Source organism: Paenirhodobacter sp. YD-8 (assembly GCF_056590935.1).
On sequence record NZ_CM152649.1, the window covers coordinates 1,936,427 to 1,959,274 of the forward strand.

At 67.5% G+C, this 22,848-nt stretch carries 19 protein-coding genes; 7 read left to right on the forward strand and 12 right to left on the reverse strand.

Features of this window, described 5'->3' with window-relative positions; genetic code table 11:
* Positions 1-22 precede the first annotated feature (22 nt).
* Positions 23-559, reverse strand: a complete 537-nt coding sequence (locus AC0QTQ_RS09410) for a tetratricopeptide repeat protein (protein WP_121532250.1) — start codon at positions 557-559, stop codon at positions 23-25.
* Positions 560-671: 112 nt separating this feature from the next.
* Here AC0QTQ_RS09410 and AC0QTQ_RS09415 point away from each other — a divergent pair, with 112 nt between their 5' ends.
* From AC0QTQ_RS09415 to AC0QTQ_RS09435, 5 genes are read left to right on the forward strand one after another with little or no spacing between them, the layout of a single operon-like run.
* Positions 672-1,847 (forward strand): ABC transporter substrate-binding protein, encoded by a 1,176-nt coding sequence (locus AC0QTQ_RS09415; RefSeq protein WP_480256358.1) that lies wholly within the window; start codon positions 672-674, stop codon positions 1,845-1,847.
* Positions 1,844-2,803 carry a YVTN family beta-propeller repeat protein gene (locus AC0QTQ_RS09420; protein ID WP_480256359.1) on the forward strand — a complete coding sequence of 320 codons (960 nt, stop codon included), beginning with the start codon at positions 1,844-1,846 and terminating at the stop codon, positions 2,801-2,803. The genes AC0QTQ_RS09415 and AC0QTQ_RS09420 overlap by 4 nt, the downstream gene beginning before the upstream one ends.
* 17 nt (positions 2,804-2,820) lie before the next feature.
* Entirely contained in the window at positions 2,821-3,267 is a 447-nt protein-coding gene (locus tag AC0QTQ_RS09425) for a cupredoxin domain-containing protein (RefSeq protein WP_480256360.1), read from the forward strand.
* Positions 3,260-3,979: an ABC transporter ATP-binding protein gene (locus AC0QTQ_RS09430; protein ID WP_480256361.1), complete on the forward strand. Its 720-nt coding sequence runs from the start codon at positions 3,260-3,262 to the stop codon at positions 3,977-3,979. Before AC0QTQ_RS09425 ends, AC0QTQ_RS09430 begins: the two co-directional genes overlap by 8 nt.
* Positions 3,976-4,755 carry an ABC transporter permease gene (locus tag AC0QTQ_RS09435; protein WP_480256362.1) on the forward strand — a complete coding sequence of 260 codons (780 nt, stop codon included), beginning with the start codon at positions 3,976-3,978 and terminating at the stop codon, positions 4,753-4,755. Before AC0QTQ_RS09430 ends, AC0QTQ_RS09435 begins: the two co-directional genes overlap by 4 nt.
* Here AC0QTQ_RS09435 and AC0QTQ_RS09440 read toward each other — a convergent pair.
* Genes AC0QTQ_RS09440 through AC0QTQ_RS09450 form a run of 3 tightly spaced genes read right to left on the reverse strand, consistent with a single transcriptional unit; the run spans position 4,725 to position 7,130 of the window.
* On the reverse strand, positions 4,725-5,345 hold the full coding sequence (locus AC0QTQ_RS09440; RefSeq protein ID WP_480256363.1) for an ATP-binding cassette domain-containing protein: 621 nt from the start codon (positions 5,343-5,345) through the stop codon (positions 4,725-4,727). The genes AC0QTQ_RS09435 and AC0QTQ_RS09440 overlap by 31 nt on opposite strands.
* On the reverse strand, positions 5,342-6,154 hold the full coding sequence (locus AC0QTQ_RS09445; RefSeq protein WP_480256364.1) for an ABC transporter permease: 813 nt from the start codon (positions 6,152-6,154) through the stop codon (positions 5,342-5,344). The genes AC0QTQ_RS09440 and AC0QTQ_RS09445 overlap by 4 nt, the downstream gene beginning before the upstream one ends.
* Positions 6,155-6,158: 4 nt before the next feature.
* Entirely contained in the window at positions 6,159-7,130 is a 972-nt protein-coding gene (locus tag AC0QTQ_RS09450; RefSeq protein ID WP_480256365.1) for an ABC transporter substrate-binding protein, read from the reverse strand.
* Between the two features lie 205 nt (positions 7,131-7,335).
* On the opposite strand from AC0QTQ_RS09450, the gene pedF reads away from it, so the two are divergent.
* Entirely contained in the window at positions 7,336-8,025 is a 690-nt protein-coding gene (gene pedF, locus AC0QTQ_RS09455; RefSeq protein ID WP_480256366.1) for a cytochrome c-550 PedF, read from the forward strand.
* 3 nt (positions 8,026-8,028) lie between these two features.
* On the forward strand, positions 8,029-8,937 hold the full coding sequence (locus AC0QTQ_RS09460; RefSeq protein WP_480256367.1) for a substrate-binding periplasmic protein: 909 nt from the start codon (positions 8,029-8,031) through the stop codon (positions 8,935-8,937).
* A 29-nt stretch (positions 8,938-8,966) separates the two neighbouring features.
* On the opposite strand, the gene AC0QTQ_RS09465 is transcribed toward AC0QTQ_RS09460, so the two are convergent.
* The 8 genes from AC0QTQ_RS09465 to AC0QTQ_RS09500 are packed head-to-tail and all read right to left on the reverse strand — an operon-like array spanning position 8,967 to position 22,837.
* On the reverse strand, positions 8,967-9,824 hold the full coding sequence (locus AC0QTQ_RS09465) for an FAD:protein FMN transferase (RefSeq protein WP_480256368.1): 858 nt from the start codon (positions 9,822-9,824) through the stop codon (positions 8,967-8,969).
* A complete protein-coding gene (locus AC0QTQ_RS09470) occupies positions 9,821-11,869 on the reverse strand; it encodes a 4Fe-4S binding protein (RefSeq protein WP_480256369.1) in 2,049 nt (682 codons plus the stop codon). The genes AC0QTQ_RS09465 and AC0QTQ_RS09470 overlap by 4 nt, the downstream gene beginning before the upstream one ends.
* A 47-nt stretch (positions 11,870-11,916) precedes the next feature.
* Positions 11,917-13,542 (reverse strand): alpha-D-glucose phosphate-specific phosphoglucomutase, encoded by a 1,626-nt coding sequence (locus AC0QTQ_RS09475; protein WP_480256370.1) that lies wholly within the window; start codon positions 13,540-13,542, stop codon positions 11,917-11,919.
* Positions 13,539-15,557, reverse strand: coding sequence for a glycogen debranching protein GlgX (gene glgX, locus AC0QTQ_RS09480; RefSeq protein ID WP_480256371.1), 2,019 nt, complete (start codon positions 15,555-15,557; stop codon positions 13,539-13,541). The genes AC0QTQ_RS09475 and glgX overlap by 4 nt, the downstream gene beginning before the upstream one ends.
* A complete protein-coding gene (gene glgA, locus AC0QTQ_RS09485; protein ID WP_480256372.1) occupies positions 15,554-16,990 on the reverse strand; it encodes a glycogen synthase GlgA in 1,437 nt (478 codons plus the stop codon). The genes glgX and glgA overlap by 4 nt, the downstream gene beginning before the upstream one ends.
* A gap of 57 nt (positions 16,991-17,047) precedes the next feature.
* On the reverse strand, positions 17,048-18,319 hold the full coding sequence (gene glgC / locus AC0QTQ_RS09490) for a glucose-1-phosphate adenylyltransferase (RefSeq protein WP_480256373.1): 1,272 nt from the start codon (positions 18,317-18,319) through the stop codon (positions 17,048-17,050).
* 22 nt (positions 18,320-18,341) lie between these two features.
* Positions 18,342-20,501 (reverse strand): 1,4-alpha-glucan branching protein GlgB, encoded by a 2,160-nt coding sequence (glgB, locus tag AC0QTQ_RS09495; RefSeq protein WP_480256374.1) that lies wholly within the window; start codon positions 20,499-20,501, stop codon positions 18,342-18,344.
* Between the two features lie 8 nt (positions 20,502-20,509).
* Complete coding sequence (locus tag AC0QTQ_RS09500; RefSeq protein WP_480259215.1) at positions 20,510-22,837, reverse strand: glycogen/starch/alpha-glucan phosphorylase; 2,328 nt, start codon at positions 22,835-22,837, stop codon at positions 20,510-20,512.
* Between the last annotated feature and the right edge of the window lie 11 nt (positions 22,838-22,848).

A 22,848-nucleotide genomic window follows, 5' to 3' on the forward strand; every position in this document is an offset into this window, starting at 1 on the left:
CATGCGACTTTGGTCGCGGTTCTCACGACAGCGGCGCATATTTCCAGTTGTCCGCATCGGGGGTCACCTCGTCGAGGTCATAGTCCGCGCCCTGCAGCCGGCGCGCCACCGGCAGCCCCGCCTCGGCGGCGCGGTCGACCATCGCCCTGCCCCGCGCCTCGTCGCGCGCCACACCGCGCCCGCGCATCAGGTCGAGCCCGAAGTTGAAGGCGCCGACCGGGTCGCCCGCCTCGGCCGCCTGCCGGTCCCATTCGGCCGCCGCCTGCGGATCGAGCGGCCCGCCAAGCCCGTTGTCGTCAAGCTGGCTCATCCAGGTCATCGCCCCGGTCCAGCCATCCGCGGCGCAGCGCTCGAACAGGCCGCGCGCCTCGACATGGCGGCCCGACTTGGTGATGAAATAGCCCGTCGCGCAATTCGTCATCGAGGTCTCGCCGCGGCCGACGTCGCGCAGCACCCGCTCGATCGTCAGCTCCTCGGGGTTCAGATCGCCCCCGGGCTCCTCTGCGAAGCCCGGCAGCGCCAGCGCCGAGGTGATCGCTGCAAGCATCCATGTCTTCATCGCGAGTCCTCCCGCCTCCAGCCTAGCGCGCGCGGGTCCGCGCCCGACCTAGACATTGGTCGTATTGCGGGGGCGCGACCCGCCCGCCCACCTTGGCCCGAGGGAGGACGTCATGAAACGGATGCTGGCAGGAGTGCTGGCCGGCGGGCTTGCGGGCGCGACCGGGGCACAGGCAGAGATGCTGCGGATCGACTGGCTCGAGCGGCAGGTCGTGCCGCCGCCGGTGCTGTCGAACATGCAGGCCGAGCCCGCGACGCTTGGCCTTGATGGTGCGCGGCTGTCGCTGGCCGATATCGCCACGACCGGCAAATTCACCGGGCAGGAGTATCGCCTGGTCGAGACCGTGGTGCCGCCCGAGGCGGACTTCCTGCCCGCGGCCAGGGCGGCGCTGGCCGACGGTGCGCGGGTTCTCGTCGTGCGCGCGCCCGCGACCGATCTGCTGGCGCTGGCCGATCTGCCCGAGGCGCGGGACGCGCTGATCTTCAACACCGAGGCGCCGGATGAGACGCTGCGCGGCAGCGATTGCCGGGCGAATGTGCTGCACACCCTGCCCTCCTATGCGATGCGCACCGATGCGCTGGCGCAGTTCATCGTGACGAAGCGCTGGACGCATCTGGCGATGATCGAGGGCACGCTGCCCGAGGACCGCGCCTATGCCGCGGCGCTGCGGGCATCTTTGACGAAATTCGGCCTGTCGCTCGCCGCCGAGAAGACCTGGGATTTCGACGCCAACATGCGTCGCGCCGCCGCCGCCGAGGTGCCGCTTTTCACCCAGGACCTGCCCGAGCACGACCTGCTGCTGGTGGCGGACGAGCCCGGCGATTTCGCCCGCTATGTCGCCTATAACACCTGGCTGCCGCGCCCGCTGGCGGGCTCCGAGGGGGCAAAGCCCGTCGGCTGGGCCGGCGTGGTCGAACAGAACGGCGCCGCGCAGTTGCAAAACCGCTTTCGCGACCTGGCCGGGCGCGAGATGAGTGCCGACGACTATGCCGCCTGGGTCGCCATTGCCGCAATCGGCGAGGCCGCGACGCGCACGAAGGCCACCGATGCCGCCGCGCTGCGCGGCTACCTCCTTTCCGACAAGGCCCGCATCGGCGGCTTTCTCGGCCGCCCGCTCGGCTTTCGCGACTGGGATGGCCAGCTTCGCCAGCCGATCCCGATCGTCACAGAGCGCGCCGTGGTGGCGCAGGCGCCGTTCGAGGGCTTCCTGCACGCCACGAACGAGCTCGACACCCTCGGCCCCGACCGGCCCGAAACCCAATGCACTGCCTTCGGAGGCGCGAAATGATCCGGACCCTGTTGCTGACCACCCTGCTCGCCTCGCCGGCCCTCGCTGACGAGATCTGGGTGACGAACGAGATGGACGACACGCTGAGCGTGATCGACGTCGACACGCTTTCGGTGAAGGCGACCTATCCCATCGGCGAACGCCCCCGTGGCATCACCTTTTCCAAGGATTTCAAGTATCTCTACGTCTGCGCGTCGGACAGCAACGCGGTGCAGGTGATCGACCCCGACACCGGCAAGGTCCTGCACGACCTGCCCTCGGGCGACGACCCCGAGCAGTTCGTCCTCGCCCCCGATGACCGGCTTCTCTACATCGCGAACGAGAATGACGCGGTGACGACGGTGGTCGACACCCAGACCCGCAAGGTGGTGGCGCAGATCGACGTTGGCGTCGAGCCCGAGGGCATGGGCATCTCGCCCGATGGCAAGGTTCAGGTGACGACCTCGGAAACCACCAACATGGCCCATTGGATCGACACGCAAACCCACAAGATCATCGCGAATTCCCTCGTGGACAGCCGCCCCCGCCACGCCGAGTTCAGCCCCGACGGATCCGAGCTTTGGGTGAGTTCGGAAATCGGCGGCACGGTTGCGGTGTTCGACGCCGCGACGCAGGTCGAGAAAGGCAAGATCTCCTTCGCGATCAAGGGGGTGCGGGCCGAGAAGATCCAGCCGGTGGGGATGCTCTTCTCGCCCGATGCGACGAAGGTCTTCGTCGCGCTGGGCCCGGCGAACCACATCGCCGTGGTCGATGCGAAGACGCTCGAGGTCGAGCGCTACATCCTCGTCGGCCGCCGCGTCTGGCACATGGCGTTCTCGCCCGACCAGACCAGGCTCTTCACCACCAACGGCGTTTCGGGCGACGTGACGGTGATCGACGTGGCAAGCCTCGAGCCCGTGGCGACGATCAAGGTCGGCCGCTTCCCCTGGGGCGCCGCCGCGCGCCCGACTCCCTGACGAAGAAAGGTATTTCAATGCGTTCCATTGCTTTCCTGATGTGCTGCCTGAGCCTTGCGATTGCCCATCCCGCGCTTGCCGAGGACGAGGACGATGATGCCGCGCCGCCGGCGGGCCTGCTCGCTGGCCCGAACAAGTCCGACCTGCCCGAGGTGATCCTCTCCGTGGGCGAACCGCTCGGCGGCCCGTGGGCGCTCAAGTCGGGCCACTATTACGAGGTGAAGATCACCGCTGATGGCTCTGGCGAGATTGGCCTTTCCGGTGCCGACTTCTTCCGCGCGATCTGGGTCGACGAGGTCGTCATCAAGGGGCTGGAGATCCGCCCGATGGGCCTGCATTCAATCGAGTTCGACCGCGCCGGCACGATGGAGATCGGCTTCGTCGCGGTGAAGCCTGGGCGTTACAGCCTGGCCATTCCCGGCTCCACCGGCGCCGAGCAGCGGCTGGAGATCACCATTGACTGAAGCGTTGCGCGTCGCCGGGCTGAGCCACGACTGGGGCCGCAAGCCGGCGCTGCGCGACGTGTCCTTCACCGTGCCCGAGGGGCGGTTCTGCGCGCTCCTCGGCCCCAACGGCGCGGGCAAGTCGACGCTGATGGCGGTGCTGACCGGGCTGATCCGCCCGGCCCCCGGCGTCGTCAGCGTGGGCGGCCACGACCTTGGCCGCAGCCCGCGCGCGGCGCTGGCCCGGATCGGTGTGGTCTATCAGGCGCCGACCTATGACCTCGACCGCTCCGTCTTCGCAAATCTTAAGTATTTCGCGGCCTTGCAGGGGCTTTCCGGAGCGGTGGCGCGGGAACGGATTGCCGCCTCGCTGGCCCGGCTGGGGATGGAGGAGCGCGCCGGCGAGAAGGTCGCGGCACTGAACGGCGGGCATCGGCGGCGGATGGAGATCGCCCGCGCGCTGATCCATGCGCCGCGGCTCCTGCTGCTTGACGAGCCGACCGTGGGCCTCGACGCTCCGGCCCGCGCCGCGATCACCGCCCATGTCCATGCGCTGACCGCCGAGGGGATCTCGGTGCTCTGGGCGACGCATCTGGTGGACGAGCTGCACCCGGACGATGACCTCGTGCTCTTGCATCAGGGCCGCGTTGCCGCTGCCGGCCGGGTCGATGCCGTCACCGGCGCGACGTCCCTGGCCGAGTGGTTCCTCGCCCGGACCGGAGCCGCCGCATGAAGGCCCTGATCGCCGCCCGCGCCATCATCACCCGCGAGCTTGCCCGCTTCGTCACGCAGCGCGAGCGTTTCTTCGCCGCGCTGGTGCGGCCGCTGGTCTGGCTTTTCGTCTTCGCCGCGGGGTTCCGGGCGGCACTCGGTCTGTCGATCATCCCGCCCTACAAGACCTATATCAGCTATGAAACCTACATTGTTCCAGGGCTTTGCGGGATGATCTTACTGTTTTCCGGGATGCAGAGCTCGCTCTCGCTGGTGAACGATCGCGAAAGCGGCACGATGCGGCTGATGCTGACGGCGCCCTGGCCGCGCTGGTTCCTGCTTGGCGCGAAATTGCTGGCCGGGGCCATGGTCGGGCTGCTGCAGGTGGCGGTTTTCCTCGGGATCGCATGGGGCTACGGGCTGAAGTTCAGCGCCGTTGGATACCTTGCCGCGCTGCCCGCGCTGGCGCTGGCTGGGATCATGCTGGGCGCGCTCGGGCTGTTCCTGTCCGCCCGTATCCGCCAGCTTGAAAACTTCGCGGGGGTGATGAATTTCGTGATCTTCCCGATGTTCTTCCTGTCAACCGCGCTCTACCCGCTGTGGAAGATGCAGGAGAGTTCACCTCTCCTTGCAACCCTTTGTGAAATCAACCCTTTCACCCATGCGGTCGAGCTTGTGCGCTTTGCGCTCTACGGTCAGCTGAACCTTCCCGCGCTTGGCTGGACGGTGCTGGCCTTCGCCCTCTTCTTCGGGCTGGCGCTCCTGGGTTACGAGCCTGCCCGCACCCGCTCGCGCTGATCCTCGATCAGCCGCGCCGGCCGGCCGTCCAGCCGCGCGCGGCGGGTGGCAAGCGACGCAAGTTCGTGCTCGGCATGCGACGCCAAAACCACCGCCGGCCGGGTCTCGGCGATCAGCGCGGCGGTGAGGGCAAGCAGATCCTCGACCCGCTCGGCATCGAGCGAGGCGAAGGGCTCGTCGAGGATCAGGAGCTCCGGTCGTCCGACGAAGGCGCGCGCAATCCCCACCCGCCGCGCCTGACCGAGCGAGAGCTGCCCGGGCCAGCGCCGCTCCAGCCCCGCAAGGCCGACGCGGGCGAGCATCTCGGCGGCCTCGGCTGTCGTGGCGCCGGTCGGGATCGTGACATTGTCGATCACCCGTCGCCAGGGCATCAGCGTCGGGCTCTGGAACACCATGGCGCGGCGGCCCGGCGCCTCGAGCCCCCCCTCGAAGCGGCGGTCGATGCCCGCGAGGATGCGCAGCAGCGTGCTTTTGCCGGCGCCCGAGGGGCCCGAGATGCCCAGCACCTCGCCCGGTTCGACGCGCAGCCGCATCGGGCCGAGCACCTGGGTCGCGCCGAAACTTTTCGCGGTCAGATCGAGGGCGATCATTGCGTCCTCCATCTTGCGGCGCGCGCCGCGAGCGGCGCGATCAGCAGCGCCTCGAGCGCCAGCATGACCGCGACGAAGGCCAGAGCATTCGCCAGAACCCCTGTGATATCAAACATCTGGAAGTCGAGGTGAAGGCGGAATCCGATGCCGTCCGAGCGTCCCAGGAACTCGACCACCAGCACGATCTTCCAGATCAGCGCCAGCCCCGCGCGCGCCGCCGACACCAGATGCGGCACCAGCTGCGGCAGGACGATGTGGCGCAGCCGTGCAAGCCACCCCATCCGGTAGACCTGTGCCATCGCGGCCAGGTCCGGGTCGAGCACCCGCACCCCCTCGCGCAGCATCAGCGTGACGAGCGGCACCTTGTTCAGCGCCACCGCGGCGATCGCCGCGCTCTCGTTCAGCCCGATCCAGAGGTAGCACAGCACGATGGTGACCAGCGCCGGGATGGTGTTGAAGACGGTGAGCCACGGATCGAGCCAGCGGTCGAGCCGCGGCATCAGGCCAAGGACGATTCCCGTCGCCGTCCCCGCCGCCATGGCGAGCACAAAGCTCAGCCCGACGCGGCGCAACGTGGCGGCCAGATCGGGCAGGATCGCCCCCGAGACGATCCCCTGCCAGAGCGCCGGCAGCACCTGCTGCGGCCCGGGCGCGCGCAGCGGATCGGCGAGAAGCGCCGACAGCCCGGCCCAGAGCAGCACCAGCACGGCCAGCGAGGCCAGCGCGCGGAACAGGCCGCGCAGCGAGGGCGGTTTCGGCACCGCGCTGCGCGCCGTCCGGGCCAGCCCTGTGCGTGCGACGCTGCTCATCGGCTCAGTCCGGCAGGAACACGCCGGGCGGCAGCGCCGTCGCCGGGCCCACAAGATCGGCCCCGCCCAGCACCGCCATCAGCGCGAACATCTTCGCCGCCGCCGCCTCGTCGACCGGGCCCGGTGCCGGAATGCCGGCACGATAGCCCGCGACCAGCGCCGCATATTGCGCGTCGTCCTGCACCTTCATCAGCGGCCGCAGCCGGTCGAAGGCGGTGTCATCCGTGGCAAGCCGCGCCTTCGCCGCGCGCGAGGCCTGCGCCAGCGCCGCAACCAGCGCGGGCTTTTCCTTGACCAGCTTTCCCGAGACGACATAGCCGAGCAGCGGCGTTTCGGGATCAAGGCCAAGCGCCTGCGCCGCCTCGGAAACCGAGATCAGCTGCCGCATCCCCGCGGCCTGCATCTTGGCGTTGAAATGCCAGAAGTTGATCGCCGCATTGACCTCGCCCGAAAGCCCGGCCTGCAGGATCAAGGGTGGCGCGCCAAAGACCTGCTCGGTCTCCTTCGCCAGATCGAAGCCGCCCGCCTGCAGTGCCCAGGCCCGCAGCACGAGCCAGCTCTTGTCCAGCGGCCCGCCCGCGATGCCGATCTTTTTCCCTTTCAGATCGGTCACTTCCCGGATGGAGCTGTCAGCGCGCACGAACATGCCACCGACCGCCTTCGAATAGGGCAGGAAGCGGTAATCCTGTCCCGTCGCCCGCATCCGCGCGACCCAGAACCAGTCCGTCACGATCGCATCGGCCGCACCGCCCTGCAGCGCCACCTGCGCCGCCGGATTGCCCGCGACCGGCATCACCGCAAGGGTGAACCCCGCCGCCCGGTCGAGCCCGTAATGGCGGATGGTGTCGAGCTCCCAATTGACCGTGCCGCCCTCGAGCGCGGCCACCGTCAGCACCGGCAGATCCTGAGCCTGGGCGGCGCCAAGGCCAAGGCCGAGCGCCAGCGCCGCAAAGACGCGGCCGATCCGATGAAACATCCTGTCCTCCCCGCCCGCGCAAGGGTGCGGGCCCTCTGCCATCCACCCTAGGGGGCGGGTCGTGCGGGGCCTATTAGACCAATGGCCAATACGCCGCCCCGCCCGGATCAGGCAGACTCGCCGCAGATCCCGACGAAGGTCGAATGGCAGCGATGCCGCAACGCAGCTTATGTCGGGAAACACGAGGATCGAGAGGGAGGGAGACATGCTCGATGTCCGCACCCGCCGCCTGCTGGCGGCACTGACGATGGCCGGGCTGATCGCCCCCGTCCAGCTCTGGGCGCATGGCGATGTGACACCGCAGCCGGTGAACACGGACGCCCTGCCCGAGGTGGGCGAAGACTGGCTGACCGAGAACCCCTATCGCGCTGACAAGGCGGGAGAAGAGGTCTGGGCCAAGGCCGTGCAGATCGGCGATTCCGGCTTCAACCAGAACTGTGCGCGCTGCCACGGTCTGGGCGCCGTGTCGGGCGGTCTGGCCCCCGACCTGCGCTATCTCGAGGCGAACGAGAGTGGCGACGAGTGGTTTGTCGAGCGCTTCCAGCACGGCTTCACCCAGAACGGCACCACCAAGATGCCGGCCTTCGGTGAGGTTCTGGGGCAGAAGGCCGGCTGGGCGATCCGCACCTATATCGAGACCCGTCCCGAGGACGGCGCGCTTGATGCCCATTCGGCGCGGCTTCATGCGATCCGCGACGAGCTGATGAAGGGCGAAGGCGACGAGGCGGCGATCAAGGCCGAGCTCGGCGAGATTGCCGCCCAGGTCGCGACTGCCTCGGGGGCGCCGGTGGCCGACAGTGCGGTCAGTCGCGCCGCCGCGGCCCTGACCTCGGACCCGGCAAGCTTCAAGCACGCCGCCGAGGTGCTGACCATCGGCCTCTCCGCGGCGGAGTGAGCCATGCCCCGTCTCTCGCGGCGGGCAGTGGTTCTTGCGGCGGTGCTGGGGGGGCTGGGCCTTGTGCCCGGCCTTGCCCACGCCGCCTGCAAGGGCGTCGCCCCGGACCAGAAGCTGCAAAATACCTTCGCGCAGGATATCGGCCGCTCGCTTGACCAGATCCGCGAGGATGGCTGGATGGAATTCGCGCTCTACGACGATTTCCGCCCCTGGTCCTGGTCGGAGGATGGCACGCCGCGCGGCATCGACGTCGACTTGGCCAACCTGATCGCCGCCGATCTCGGGGTGAAGGCGCGCATCCGTCTGGTGACCTCGAGCGAGACGCTTGATGCCGATCTGCTGAACTATGTCTACAAGGGCGCGACGGTCGGCGGCCGGGTTTCCGACGTCATGCTGCACGTGCCCTATGACGTTGAATATGCGTGCCGTTTCGATCAGGTGGTGTTCACCGGCCAATACGCGGTCGAGCGGCTGGCGATCGCCTATGGCACGGCGGATTACCCCGAGAAGGGCCCGGTGCCGGCGGTGTTCCGCTTCGATCCGGTCGGGGTCGAGAATGACTCGATCTCGGATTTCTTCCTGACCTCGGTGGCGCATGGGGCGACGGCCGACAAGGTGCACCGCTACAAGAGCACGGCGGCCGCGATGGCGGGGCTTTCGGCGCATGAGGTGATGGCGGTGATGGGCCCGCGCGCGGAACTCGATGCGAACCTTGCACCGGGGCTCGCGGTGCACGAGCCGCCGCTTCTGGGGCTGGCGAAGTCGAAATGGACGCTCGGCGCGGCGATCTCGCTGCAGCATCGGCCGCTTGCCTATGCGGTCGACGATGCGGTGGCCTCGGCGCTGGAGGACGGCCGGATTGCCGCGATCTTCGCCGGATATGGTGTCGATTTCCGACCGCCGGAGCGCTGAGACGGGGTCTCAACCCTGTCTCGCAACCCTCAGATCACGCTCAGGTTTCCATCGAAATCGACCAGTGTCACCGCGCCGAGCCCCAGCTCGGCGCGGGCCTTTTCGATGGCGGGTGCGTCCATCAGCACGAAAGCGGTCGAGGCGGCATCGCAGAGCATGGCACTTTCGCCCTCGACGCTGACGGTGGACCAGTGCGGCGCCTCGCCCCGCGGCCCGAGGATATGGCTGCCGCCCGGCAGGGGCAGCGCCGCGGGGCTCGAGGTCGCCATCGCCCGCGGTCCGCCCGAACCGATCTCGCGCGTTCCGAGCATCCCTGCCGCCGGGTCTTCGATGCCCAGCCGATAGGGGCCGCCGATTGCCGCATACTCGCCCATGTCGATCAGGCAATCGGTCAGCCCGGCCTTCGCAAGCAGTGCGGCGATGCGGTCGGCGGCATAACCCTGAACGATGCCGTTTAGGGTCAGCCCCTGCCCTGTTCCAAGTCGAATTTCAGAAGCGATTTCAATGCGGTCAAACCCGATGCCGACACGTTCGGCACGGCCGTCTTCGCCCCGCGCCAGCGCCTGCCAAAGCGGCTGTACCGTGGGGTCGAAGGTGCCGCCGGTTGCCGCATGGACCCGGGCGGCACAGGCCAGAACCGTGCGCATCCGGTCCGATCCCGGCCCGCGGCCCGCGGCGTTGAGGCGCGTGAGCTCGCTGTCGCGGTAGAGCGAAAAACTCGCCTCGATGGCCGCGATTTCGGCCAGCACCGCGGCCATCGGCGCCTCACCCGCAAGCTTCAGCGAGACATCGGCCCCGAAGGCCTGACCACGCCATTCTCTTGCCGCAGCAGGCCGGCCGGCCAGTGCCGCCCCGGCGCAGATCTGCAGGAACCGCCGTCGCTTCATGTCGCCCTCCGGTTGCGCCGCGCGGCCAGGACAAGCGGCACGCAGGTGGCCGGATCGTCATGGATCTTCACGCAGTCAAGGCATTGGAAACACTCAGAATAGCGGATCTCTCCGGTCTTCGCGATGGCGCCGTAGCGACAGCGCACGCGGCACAGCTGGCACGGCGTGCCGCATTCCGCCCGCCGCGGGATCCAGCGCCGCAGCCGCAAGAGCCCGCCCACCCGCATCGCCGCGCCGAGCGGGCACAGCGAGCGGCAGAAGCCCTTGAACCAGACCATCGAGACGGCAAGCCAGCCGCCCGCCCACAGCACATAGGGCCAGGGCCGGTCGAAATGCACGGTGATCGCGGTCTTGAAGGGCTCGACCTCGGCGGCGGTCTCGGCGTGCTCGGGCGCCGCGATCGCAACAGCGATCAGCGCAATGAGCGCCACGGGGCCGGTCCAGAGCAGCGCACGCGCCAGGCTGGCCGGCGGTTCCACCTGAGGAAGGCGGAGCAAACGCCCGAGATGATGCGCAAATTCCTGCAGTGCGCCAAAGGGGCACAGCCAGCCGCAGAAGAACCCGCGACCCCAGAGCAGAAAGCCGAGGATCGCCGCGGCCCAGACAAGCAGGCCGAAGGGATCGTAGAGCAACACCTCGAGCCCGCCCGCCGCCATGCCGCGGATAACCGCAAGGAGCGTCACCACGGACAACTGACCCTGCCCCCAGAATCCAATGAATCCAATGACGAAGGCCAGGATGCTCAGACGCACCGGGGTGAATGCGCGCAGCCCCGCCAGACGCGATTGCGCCAGCAGCGCCGCGATCAGCACGGTGAGGAAACCGGCGAGAACCTTCAGATCCGTTGCCCGGTTGCGCAACGCCTCGCCAAAGGGCGAAAGCTGCTTCGGGGCTTCGGGCCGGACGAAGAAGCGCTCGGGCGTCTGCAGCGCCACGGTAAAATGGGTCTCGCCGACCTCGGGTTGGAATTGGCCATGCAGCCGCACAGCCTGAAGCGACAATTGCCAGGCCCGCGTCGGATCAAAGCCCAGGCGGCGGTCGAGGCGGACGATCATTTTCGTTGCATTGCCAAGATGTTGCGGAACGTCCTTCGCAAGATCCGGCAAGATGTCGGCATCGCGCAGCGCCAGCGGCAATCCGTCCTGCGTGGCCGAGATCCGGTCCGGCGCGGTGTTGCGCACGAAATCCTCGGACACCAGCCCGTGCCGCCCGGCCTCGATCAGCAGGTAAAGCTCATCGTCAGGCGCCCGCGCGGTGAAACGCTGCACCTCGGCAAGCGTTCCGGGCCCGAGCACCGCGCCCGCGATCGACGGTGGGCCAAGGTCGACGGCGTAAAGGTCGATGAACGGCGTCTCCGGATCACCGCCCGCACCGTCGCCCCCCCAGCGAGTGCCGGCGAACGCCGCGTCAAGCTGTGCTTCGCTGACCACAAGACGGGTCACAAGGCCCTGATCGTTCAGCGCTTTCCAGTCGAGAGGTTCGTCCAGTTCCAGGTCTGGACGCGGCGGTGGCCCGGCCGAGATGCCCTGCATCTTCTCGCGCGCGACGGCAAGCGTGGCCGCCAGGATCGATTCATGCGCGATCCGGACCGAGGCGGTCGCCTTCGTCACCCCGTCGAGATAGACATTGTCCGAGGCCGCCCCGCCCGAGCCATAGGGCGTGCCCACCACCAGCGGCTCGCTGATCGCATGGCCGCGATACTGTTCGAGAAAGGCGCGGAACGGGGCCTCGCCCAGCCCCGAAACGAAGATCGGCTCGTTTTGCGAGACCAGCCGAACGTCGATGAAACGCCCCTCGCGATCGAGCATCACCAGCATGTCGATGGGCTGGCCCGAAAATCCCGGAAGCGGTGCCAAAGGCCCGGTTTCAAACACATATCCGGCCTCGCCGCCACCCGAGTTCAGCAGCGTCCAGACGCCCTTGTCATTGACCGGCGCGCCAAGCGCATAGGGCGCGACGATCATCGGCTCGAGCGCGTCACGCGTCAGCGGCGCCGCAAGCAGCGGTGTGGCGAGCAAGAACCATATGAAAAACGCGCGGATCATGGCGTCAGCCTATCCGCGCGTCGGGTTTTGCCTATTCGACCTAAGTCTCAGGAGATGACGTTCGGACCCGGCCGGCCGGTGCGGGCCTTGATGCCGACGATCTCCTCGGTTGCCGCGATGATCGGGGCCAGCGCCGCCTGCGGGTCCTCGCTCAGGCCCTCGGGGCCGGCAACGTAGCGCTCGAGATAGACGCGCAGCGTCGCCCCCTCGGTGCCGGTGCCAGAAAGCCGCAGCACCACGCGCGAGCCGCCCTCGAAGAGGATGCGGAAGCCCTGATGCGCCGAGACCGAGCCATCGACCGGGTCGGTGTAGCAGAACTCATCTGCGCTTTCGACCACAAGCCCTTGCGATGCAGTTCCTTTCAGGCCGTCGAGCCGGGCGCGCAGCGCGTCGAGCATGGCATTTGCGACCTCGGTCGGCAGGGCCTCGTAATCGTGGCGGGAATAGTAGTTCCGGCCATAGCGGGCGAAATGCTCGGCCATGATCTCGGCCACCGACTGACCGCGCACGGCGATGATGTTGAGCCACATCAGGATCGCCCAGAGCCCGTCCTTCTCGCGCACGTGGTCGGAACCGGTGCCAAAGCTCTCCTCGCCGCATAGGCTGACGCGGCCGGCATCCATCAGGTTGCCGAAGAACTTCCAGCCCGTCGGCGTCTCGTAGCAGTCGAGGCCAAGGGCCTGCGCCACCCGGTCGACCGCGGTCGAGGTCGGCATCGAGCGCGCCACCCCCTTCAGCCCGTCGGCATAGCCGGGCACCAGCGTCGCATTCGCCGCGATCACCGCAAGGCTGTCCGAGGGCGAGACATAGATGCCGCGGCCGAGGATCATGTTGCGGTCACCGTCGCCATCCGAGGCCGCGCCGAAATCGGGCGCCTCGGTGCCCATCAGCTCGTCCATCAGCTCATGCGCCCAGGTCGGGTTCGGGTCGGGGTGCATGCCGCCGAAATCGGGCAGCGGCGTGCCATGCACCACGGTGCCCGGCGCAGCGCCCAGCCGGTTTTCGAAGATCTCTGTCGCATAGGGGCCGGTGATGGCGCACATCGAATCCATGCGCATCGTGAAGCCGCCATGAAAAAGACCGCGCAATGCCTTGAAATCGAAAAGGGTTTCCATGAGGTCGGCATAGGCCGCCACGGGGTCGACGACCTCGACCACCATCGCACCCATGGTCTGCTCACCGGGCACCGACAGGTCGGCGTCCGCCACGTCGAGCTTGCGATATTCGGTGATCGTCCTGGTGCGCGCGAAGATCGCGTCGGTCACCGCCTCGGGGGCCGGACCGCCGTTCGCACTGTTGTATTTCACCCCGAAATCCTCGTTCGGACCGCCGGGGTTGTGGCTTGCCGACAGGATCAGCCCGCCATCCGCCTTGCGCGCACGGATCATGTTCGAGGCGGCCGGCGTCGAGAGCCAAGCGCCCTGCCCGACGATCACCCGCGCGGCGCCGTTCGCAGCCGCCATCTTCAGGATCGTCTGCGCCGCCTCGGTGCCGAAATAGCGGCCGTCGCCGCCAAGGACGAGGGTCTTGCCCTCCACGCCGCCGATCGCGTCGAAGGTCGACTGCACGAAATTCTCGAGGAAATTCGGCTGCATGAAGACCGGGGTCTTCTTGCGCAGGCCCGAGGTGCCGGGCTTTTGCCCCTCGAAGGGCGTGGTGGAATGGATCGTCATGGGTGCTCCTCTTGAGCCGTGGGCCGGGCGAACAGTTGAACAGATTGGGCGGCGACGCAAGTCACTGCGGCGGGATGAGCGGCTTCGGGCGCATCGGGTCTGGCGGTGTCGAGAAGGCACGTCCAGCGACCGGGCGGCAGCACCGCTTCGGTCGCCTCGCCGGCGTTGCAGATGACGAAGACGGCCTCGCCCGCCGCCTCGCCCTCATAGCCCTCGGCCGCGCCGCGGATCTCGGCGCACAGGCAGCGCTCCTGCGCATCGAGCCAGTCGCGCTGCGAGGGTTCGATGCCGTCCGGGCGCCACCAGATCAGATCGCGCATGCCGTCCTGGGCGCGCAGCCTGGCGTGCAGGAAGCGGCGCTGGCGCAGCACCGGATGGGCGCGGCGGATCGCGGTGAGCCGGCCGACAAAGGCCGCAAGTGCCATGTCGGCGCCTTTCCAGTCGATCCAGCCGATCGGGTTGTCCTGCGCATAGGCGTTGTTGTTGCCGCCCTGGCTGTTGCCGATCTCGTCGCCGCCCAGCAGCATCGGCACGCCTTGCGAGATCATCAACGTGGCGAGCAGCGCGCGCTTGCGCGCAAGCTGCGCCTCGGGGTCGGCGAGCGCCTGCGAATAGTTCTCGTTATGGCCGTCCCGATTTGCTTCCCCATTCGCCTCGTTGTGCTTTTCATTAAAGGCAACAAGGTCTTGCAGGGTGAAGCCATCATGGGCGGTGAGGAAGTTCAGACTTGCCGTCGCGGGCCGTCCGGCGTGGTCGAAGACCTCGGCCGAGCCCGAGATGCGGCGCGCGAGTTCCGGCATCTGCCCGGCATCACCGCGCCAGAACCGCCGCAGCCCGTCGCGGAAACGGTCGTTCCATTCCGAGAACGGATGCGGGAAACCGCCCAGCCGATAACCGCCCGGGCCGATGTCCCAAGGCTCGGCGATCAGCTTCACGCCGCACAGCACCGGGTCCTGGCGCAGCGCCGAGAGGAAGGTGGCATCGCTGTTGAACCCGCCCGTTGCGTCGCGGGCGAGCGTCGCGGCGAGGTCGAAGCGGAAGCCGTCGACGCCCATCTCCTCGACCCAGTGGCGCAGGCAATCCATCACCATGCGCAGCACGAAGGGATGCGAGAGGTTCAGCGTATTGCCGGTGCCGGTGTCGTTGACATAGGCGCGACCGCCCTCGGCCAGCCGATAGAAGGCGGCATTGTCGACGCCGCGCAGGCTGAGCGTCGGACCGGCGCCGTCGCCCTCGCCGGTATGGTTGAAGACGACGTCGAGGATCACCTCGAACCCCGCCGCGTGCAGCGCGCGCACCATGGCGCGGAAATCCTCGCGCGTGCCATAGCGCGGCTCGGGGGCGAAGAAGGCCGCCGGCTGATAGCCCCAGTAGTTGCGCAAGCCCTTCTCGACGAGGAAGCGGTCGTCGATGAAGGCGCAGACCGGCAGAAGCTCGATCGCGGTGACGCCGAGCGCGCGCAGATGGGCAATCACCGGCTCGGTCGCGACGCCACGGAAGGTGCCGCGCAGCGCGGGCGGCACATCGGGGTGCCGCATCGTCAGCCCCTTCACATGGGCTTCGTAGATCACCGTTTCCGTCCAAGGGGTTGCGGGACGGTTCCAAAGCGGTTTCTCAACCGTGCAGACGCGCGCGCGCGGCATCGCAGGCGCACTGTCGCGCCGGTCCGGGCGCATCGGCCCGCCGCCGCCCTGCATCAGCGGGTCCCACCGCAGCGGCGCCGTCAGCTCACGCGCATAGGGGTCGATCAGCAGCTTCGCGGGGTTGTAGCGATGGCCCATCTCGGGCGCCCAGGGGCCCGAGATGCGATAGCCGTATTCCGCACCGGTCTCGAGCCCCGGCACGAAGCCGTGCCAGATCTCGCCCGAGCGTTCAGGCAGCTCGATCCGCTCCTCGATCCCGCCGCGGAACAGGCACAGTTCGACCTTCTCGGCATGGGCCGCGAAGATCGAGAAATTCACCCCGCCTGCAGCCGGGGTCGCCCCCGGTCGGCAGGGGTCTCCGGCGAGGATCATGACGGCTGCACGAGACTGTCGAACAGGGCGGCATAGGCTGCGGCCGAACGGTCCCAGCCCCAGTCGGCCTTCATCCCGCGCCGCACCATCGCATTCCATCCCTTGCTGTCCTGGTAGAGGGACACGAGTTTACGCAAGGCCTGCTGCAGCGCAAGTGCGTCGACGGGATGGAAGACGATGCCGGTTGCGGCATTGGCCGCCTCGGTCGCCGGGGTGGCGCCGATCACGGTGTCAAAGAGCCCCCCCACGGCCGAAACTACCGGCACGCAGCCATAGCGCAGCCCGTAGAGCTGGGTCAGGCCGCAGGGCTCGAAGCGCGAGGGCACCAGCACCGCGTCGCCGCCGGCGAACATGCGGTGGCTCAGCGCCTCGTCATAGCCGATGCGCACGCCGACGCGCGCGGGATAGCGCTCGGCGATGGCACGCATCTCCTGCTCGGCCCAGCCGTCGCCGGAGCCCAGCACGCACAGACCGCCGCCCAGCCGGACGAAATCGTCGATCACCCGCGGCAGCAGGTCGATGCCCTTTTGCGGCGTCAGCCGCGACACCAGCACGGCAAGCGGACCGGGAAGATCCGGGTCGAGGCCGAATTCGGCGAGCAGGGCCGCGCGGTTGCGCCCCTTCGCGGCCAGCCGCGGCACCGAGAACGGCACCACCGCGGGGTCGGTCGCCGGGTCCCACACGGTCTGGTCGATGCCGTTCAGGATGCCATGCATGGCCGTCGCCCGCGCCTGGATCACGCCGTCGAGGCCAAGACCGAATTCGCCGCGCATCAGCTCCTCGGCATAGCGCGGGCTGACGGTGGTGATCGCGCTCGCGGCCATCATCCCCGCCTTGAGCATCGAGATGTCGCCCCAGAACTCGTAGCCGTCGGGGTGGAACCATTCATGCGGCAGGCGCAGCGCACCCATCTTCGCGGTGCTGACGCGGCCCTGGAAGGCGATGTTGTGGATCGTCAGCACGCTCGGCACATCGACGCCCCAATAGCGCAGATAGGCCGGCGCCAGCGCGCCCTGCCAGTCATGGGCATGCACGATCTCGGGCTTCCAGCCCTCGACCCCGTCGCGCGCGATCACCGCCGCGGCCCAGCCAAGCGCGGCGAAGCGTTCGGCATTGTCCCAGTAGTCGCCATGGGCATCGGAATAGGGCCCGCCCGCCCGATCGAAGAGATGTGGCGCGTCAAGCGCCATCACCTCGACCCCGTCGACGGTGCCCAGATAGACCTCGCCCAGACCGCCGAAGAAATCCTCCTCGGCCCAGACCATGTCCCTGCGGCCGATGCGCGTCATCACCGCCGGATAGCCCGGCACCAGCAGACGGGTGTGCCAGCCCTGCCCGGCCAGCGCCGCCGGCAGCGCGCCCACCACGTCGGCAAGCCCGCCGGTCTTGACCAGCGGAACCGCTTCCGATGCCACAGAAAGAACCCGTTTCATGCGTCTCCCTTTCGCCGTGTTCGGGATGGCGCGGCGGCCCTAAGGTCGCCGCCGGTGTTACTCGAGCGTGGCCGCCCGGCGATCCAGCATCGCCTGGGTGATCAGCACGACCCCGCCCTCGGTGACGCGGAACCATTTCGCGTCCTCTTCCGGATCCTCGCCGACGATCAGGCCCTCGGGGATCTGCACGCCGCGGTCGATGACGCAGCGGCTGAGCTCGGCCTTGCGGCCGATGTCGGCATAGGGCAGCGCCACGACGTGATCGAGGCTCGACCAGCTGTGCGCGCGGCAGCCGGTGAAAAGCAGCGAGTTGCGCACCTCCGAGCCCGAGACGATGCAGTCGCCCGAGACCAGCGAACTGACCGCTGAGCCGCGCCGGCCGTCCTCGTCATGGATGAACTTCGCCGGCGGCACCAGCTCGGCATAGGTCCAGATCGGCCAGGCATTGTCGTAGAGGTCGAGCTTCGGGGTGAAATCGGTGAGGTCGATATTCGCCTGCCAGAACGCATCGACGGTGCCGACGTCGCGCCAGTAGGGTTCGGTCTCGAGCCCGGTCTTGACGCAGCTTTCCGAGAAGCGATGCGCCATCGCCTTGCCGTTCTTCACGATCTGCGGGATCAGGTCGTGGCCGAAATCGTGGCTCGAGTTCGGGGCCTCGCTGTCGCGGATCAGCAGTTCGCGCAGGAATTCCCAGTCGAAGACATAGATCCCCATCGAGGCGAGCGTATGCGTCGGATCGCCCGGCATGCCCGGCGGGGCCTTGGGCTTCTCGAGGAAGTCCGTCACCCGCCCGGTGGCGTCGACCGCCATGCAGCCGAAGGCCGAGGCCTCGGTCCGCGGCACGGTCAGGCAACCGATGGTCACATCGGCGCCGGTCTCGACATGCTGGCGCAGCATGATCTCGTAATCCATCTTGTAGACGTGGTCGCCCGCCAGGATCACGACATACTTGACCTTGTAATCCTCGATGATGTCGATGTTCTGCGCCACCGCATCGGCGGTGCCCATGTACCACTTGCTTTCGCTCACCCGCTGCGAGGCGGGCAGGATGTCGAGGTATTCGTTGCGTTCGGCACGGAAGAAGTTCCAGCCGCGCTGCATGTGGCGAATGAGGCTGTGCGCCTTGTATTGCGTGGCGATCGCCATCTTGCGGATGCCCGAGTTCAGCGCGTTCGACAGCGCGAAGTCGATGATCCGGGTCTTGCCGCCGAAATAGACGGCGGGCTTGGCGCGGCGGTCGGTCAGTTCCTTCAGGCGCGAGCCGCGGCCACCGGCCAGGATGAAGGCCATCGCCTGGGACGAGAGCCGCTGGTTGGGTTGCGTGTTCATTTTCCCCTTCCTCCTTCCCGCGTCAGTCCGGCGTGAACATCACCACCGCCAGCGGCGGCAGGTAAACTTCAGCACTGAACTCACGGCGCATCCAAGGAATTTCCTCTGCAATGATTTCTCCGAGATTGCCCCAGTTGGCGCCACCGTAATGGCCGCTCTCGGTGTTCAGGATCTCGCGCCAGCTGCCGGCCACGGGCAGACCGATGCGCGTCGTGCGCTCGATCGGCGTCAGGTTCGCGGCGATCACCACCGGCCGCGCGCCGGGAGCGCGGCGCTCGAAGACGTAAAGCGAGCGCTCGGCATCGTCGGCCTCGATCCAGGCAAAGCCGCGCGGGTCGCAATCGCCCCAGTGCAACGCCGGCATCTCGCGGTAGATCCGGTTCAGATCGCGCACCAGATTGCGCATCCCGGCATGCAGAGGCGCATCGAGCAGCGCCCAGTCGAGTGCCGCGCCGCTGTCCCACTCCTGCCACTGGGCGAATTCCTGCCCCATGAACAGCAGCTTCTTGCCCGGGTGCGTCCACTGGAAGGCATAGAAGGCGCGCAGGTTGGCGAATTTCTCCGCCGCGTCGCCCGGCATCTTGCCGATCATCGAGCCCTTGCCGTGCACGACCTCGTCATGGCTGATCGGCAGGATGAAGTTTTCGCTGTAAGTGTATGAACTTGCGAAGGTCAGCTCGTTGTGGTGGAAGCGGCGATGGATCGGGTCACGGCTGAAATAGCGCAGCGTGTCGTTCATCCAGCCCATGTTCCACTTGTAGCCGAAGCCGAGCCCGCCGCGATGCACCGGCGAGGTCACGCCCGGAAAGGCGGTGCTTTCCTCGGCCACGGTCATGATCCCCGGCGACTTGCCATAGGCCAGCATGTTGACCTGCTTGAGGAACTCGATCGCCTCGAGGTTCTCGCGCCCGCCATAGCAGTTCGGCACCCACTCCCCCTCGGCGCGCGAATAGTCGCGGTAGAGCATCGAGGCGACGGCATCCACACGCAATCCGTCGAGGTGGTATTGTTCCAGCCAGAACAAGGCGTTGGCCTCGAGGAAATTGGCCACCTCGCGCCGGCCGAAATTGTAGATCAGCGTGTTCCAGTCGCGGTGGAAGCCTTCCTTCGGGTCGGCATGTTCGTAAAGCGCCGTGCCGTCGAAACGCCGCAGGCCGTGGTCGTCGGTCGGGAAATGGCCCGGCACCCAGTCGAGGATGACGCCAAGCCCGCGCCGGTGCGCCGCATCGACGAAGGCCGCGAATTCCTCCGGGCGGCCGTGGCGGATGGTCGGCGCGAAGAGGCCAACCGGCTGATAGCCCCAGCTGCCGTCGAACGGGTGTTCGGTGATCGGCAGGAGCTCGATATGGGTGAATCCAAGATCCGCTACATAATCAACGAGTTGCGATGAGAGTTCGTAGTAGCTGAGCGGCCGCCCGGCCTCTTCCCACACGCGCCGCCACGAGCCCAGATGGACCTCGTAGATCGACACCGGCGTGTGCACGTCCTGCGCCTTCGCGCGGGTCTTCATCCACAGCCCGTCGCCCCAGTCGTGCAGATCGAGCTCGCGCACCACCGAGGCGGTCGCCGGCGGATGCTCGGCCCCGAACCCGACCGGGTCGGCCTTGGTCGGCAGCAGCCGGCCTTCGGCGCCCAGGATCTCGTATTTGTACATGTCGCCCGGAACCAGCCCGGGCAGGAAGATCTCCCACACCCCGGTCGAGCCGCGCCGGCGCATCTGGTGGCGCCGCCCGTCCCAGCTGTTGAAGCTGCCGACGACCGAGACGCGCTGCGCATTCGGTGCCCAGACGGCGAAATGCACGCCCGCATGCCCCTCATGCGTCATCACATGCGCACCGAGGGCCTCCCACAGCCGGTGGTGCGTGCCCTCGCCGATCAGGTATTCGTCGATCGAGCCCAGCACCGGCGAAAAGCGATAGGGATCCTCGAAATCCCAGGTGGCCTGGGCATTCTGCGCCCGCAGCCGATAGAGCGGTTCGTTCCACTTGCCGCAGAAGAGCCCCGGCAGAACCTGCTCGAGCTCCACTTCCTTCGCGCCGATCGCCCAGAGGCGCCGTGCGTCGGGCACGAGGGCCACGATCCTGTTGCCTTTTGCTGTCCGGTGCAGCCCCAATACGGAAAACGGGTCACCGTGCCGGCCTTCGACCAGCGCCTCGGCTTCGGATCTGTCAATCAAGCTCATGCAATTCCTCAGAGGGCGGACTCAGTCCCCCAGATGTCTGTCATATAACCACGAATGGCCCTGTCGGAGGAGAAGAAACCCATGCGCGCGGTGTTCATAGCCGCCATGCGCCACCATTTATCAGGCTCGGCGAAGGTCTTGTCGACCTCGGCCTGAGCGTCACGGTAGGCCTCAAAGTCTGAGGAAACAAGGAAATAGTCCGAGTGCCACATGTTGTGGACAAGGCCGTGATAGCGGGTCGGCTCGTCCGGGCTGAAGCGGCCCTCGGCGATCATCTGCAGCACGTCCTGCAGCGTCTGGCTTTCGAGGATGGCGTGACGCGCGTGCTCGGGATCCTCGCGGCGCTTCATCACCTCCTGCGCGGTCAACCCGAACAGGAAGAAGTTCTCCGCCCCCACCTGTTCGCGGATCTCGACATTCGCGCCATCGAGCGTGCCGATGGTCAGCGCGCCGTTCAGCGCGAATTTCATGTTGCCGGTGCCCGAGGCTTCCTTGCCCGCGGTCGAGATCTGCTCGGAGAGATCCGAGGCCGGGATCAGCCGCTCGGCCATCGAGACGTTGTAATTCGGCGGATAGACGATCTTGAGCCGCCCGTCGACATAGGGATCGTTGTTCACCACGGCCGCCACATCGTTGATCAGGCGGATGATTTCCTTCGCCGCCTGATAGCCGGGCGCGGCCTTGCCGCCAAAGATCTTGACCCGCGGCTGCCAGTTCGCGGTCGGGTCGTTGCGGATCTCGTGCCATTGCGCGATGGTCTGCAGGACGTTCAGCAACTGGCGCTTGTATTCGTGGATGCGCTTGATCTGCACGTCGAAGATCGCGTCGGGGTCGATCTTCACTCCCTGGCTCTGCCCGATCCAGTTCGACAGCGCTTCCTTGTTGACCCGTTTCGCCGCCGCAAAGGCATCGCGGAAGCCCTTGTCCTCGATCGAGAGTTCGAGCTCGCGCAGGCGGTCGAGATCGGCCTCCCAGCCCTCGCCGATGGTGTCGCTGATCAGATGCGACAGCGCCGGGTTCGCCATCCGCAGCCAGCGCCGCGGGGTGACGCCATTCGTCTCGTTCACGATCCGGTCGGGGTGCAGCTTGTGCAGCTCGGGGAAGAGGTTCTGCTTCACCAGCTCGGTGTGCAGCGCCGAGACGCCGTTCACCTTGTGCGCGGTGACGAAAGCGAGCTCGCCCATCCGCACCTCGTGATGCTTGACGATGCCGACGTAATGCGGCCGCGAGGGGTTGGTGCGCAGGTGCCAGGCGTCGATCTGCTCGATGATCTGCATGTGGCGCGGCAGCACCGAGCCCATCAGATAGGTCGCCCAGCGTTCGAGCGCCTCGGGCAGGAGCGTGTGGTTGGTATAGCCCAGACATTCGACCGCCGTCGCGATCGCATCGTCGAAGGGCATGTCGTAAAGATCGGTCAGGATCCGCACGAGTTCCGGTCCGGCGATCGCCGGATGGGTGTCGTTCATCTGGATCGCGACGTATTTCGCGAGGTCAGTCAGCTTGAAGCCGCCCGCCAGATGCCGGCGGATGATGTCATGCAGCGCCGCGCCGGTCAGGAAATACTCCTGCTTCAGCCGCAGCTCCTTGCCCTGATAGGTGGTGTCATCCGGGTAAAGCACGCGGCTGAGGGTGCGGGCGAGCGTCTCGGGCTCGGCCGCGGCGGTGTAATCGCCGTGGTTGAAGCGCGCGAGGTCGAAGAGCGTCGTGGGTTTCGCCGACCACAGCCGCAGCGTGTTCGCCCATTTGCCCTGCCAGCCGATCACCGGCATGTCGAAGGCCTCGGCGATCACCGTCTCGGCCGGCACCCAGACGGTCTTGCCGTTGCGGGTCTCGACGCCGCCCTTGAAGCCGATCTCATAGGCCGCCTCGGGGCGTTCGAACTCCCACGGGTGGCGCTGCTTGAGCCAGTCCTCGGGGGTCTCGACCTGACGCCCGCCCTCGAAGCGCTGGCGGAACAGCCCGTGCTCGTAGCGGATGCCATAGCCATAGCCCGGGCAGCCGAGCGTCGCCATGCTTTCCATGTAGCACGCCGCCAGACGGCCCAGCCCGCCGTTGCCAAGCGCCGCGTCGGGTTCGTCCTCGACCACCGCGCGCCAGTCCTGGCCGAGGCTCTCGATCGCCTCGCGGCACACCGCGCGCATGCCGAGGTTGATCGCCGCATCCTCGAGCATGCGGCCGATCAGGAATTCCATCGACAGGTAGTAGACCCGCTTGTGGCCCTGTTCCCAGGTCTGCTTGGTGGCGGCGAACCACGGTTCGACGATCCGGTCACGGATCGCGAAGCTCAGCGCCATGCGCCAGTCGTAGACCGAGGCATGCCCCGCGTCCTTCCCCATCGAATAGATCA

Bases quoted from the DNA above. Each gene is read 5' to 3' on its own strand.
- glgX (WP_480256371.1), bottom strand. From the start codon at position 15,557: ATGATCCTCGCCGGAGACCCCTGCCGACCGGGGGCGACCCCGGCTGCA.
- AC0QTQ_RS09500 (WP_480259215.1), bottom strand. From the start codon at position 22,837: ATGGGGAAGGACGCGGGGCATGCCTCGGTCTACGACTGGCGCATGGCG.
- glgA (WP_480256372.1), bottom strand. From the start codon at position 16,990: ATGAAACGGGTTCTTTCTGTGGCATCGGAAGCGGTTCCGCTGGTCAAG.
- AC0QTQ_RS09415 (WP_480256358.1), top strand. From the start codon at position 672: ATGAAACGGATGCTGGCAGGAGTGCTGGCCGGCGGGCTTGCGGGCGCG.
- AC0QTQ_RS09450 (WP_480256365.1), bottom strand. From the start codon at position 7,130: ATGTTTCATCGGATCGGCCGCGTCTTTGCGGCGCTGGCGCTCGGCCTT.
- AC0QTQ_RS09420 (WP_480256359.1), top strand. From the start codon at position 1,844: ATGATCCGGACCCTGTTGCTGACCACCCTGCTCGCCTCGCCGGCCCTC.
- AC0QTQ_RS09445 (WP_480256364.1), bottom strand. From the start codon at position 6,154: ATGAGCAGCGTCGCACGCACAGGGCTGGCCCGGACGGCGCGCAGCGCG.
- pedF (WP_480256366.1), top strand. From the start codon at position 7,336: ATGCTCGATGTCCGCACCCGCCGCCTGCTGGCGGCACTGACGATGGCC.
- AC0QTQ_RS09475 (WP_480256370.1), bottom strand. From the start codon at position 13,542: ATGACGATCCATTCCACCACGCCCTTCGAGGGGCAAAAGCCCGGCACC.
- AC0QTQ_RS09435 (WP_480256362.1), top strand. From the start codon at position 3,976: ATGAAGGCCCTGATCGCCGCCCGCGCCATCATCACCCGCGAGCTTGCC.
- AC0QTQ_RS09460 (WP_480256367.1), top strand. From the start codon at position 8,029: ATGCCCCGTCTCTCGCGGCGGGCAGTGGTTCTTGCGGCGGTGCTGGGG.
- AC0QTQ_RS09465 (WP_480256368.1), bottom strand. From the start codon at position 9,824: ATGAAGCGACGGCGGTTCCTGCAGATCTGCGCCGGGGCGGCACTGGCC.
- AC0QTQ_RS09425 (WP_480256360.1), top strand. From the start codon at position 2,821: ATGCGTTCCATTGCTTTCCTGATGTGCTGCCTGAGCCTTGCGATTGCC.
- glgC (WP_480256373.1), bottom strand. From the start codon at position 18,319: ATGAACACGCAACCCAACCAGCGGCTCTCGTCCCAGGCGATGGCCTTC.
- AC0QTQ_RS09440 (WP_480256363.1), bottom strand. From the start codon at position 5,345: ATGATCGCCCTCGATCTGACCGCGAAAAGTTTCGGCGCGACCCAGGTG.
- glgB (WP_480256374.1), bottom strand. From the start codon at position 20,501: ATGAGCTTGATTGACAGATCCGAAGCCGAGGCGCTGGTCGAAGGCCGG.
- AC0QTQ_RS09470 (WP_480256369.1), bottom strand. From the start codon at position 11,869: ATGATCCGCGCGTTTTTCATATGGTTCTTGCTCGCCACACCGCTGCTT.
- AC0QTQ_RS09410 (WP_121532250.1), bottom strand. From the start codon at position 559: ATGAAGACATGGATGCTTGCAGCGATCACCTCGGCGCTGGCGCTGCCG.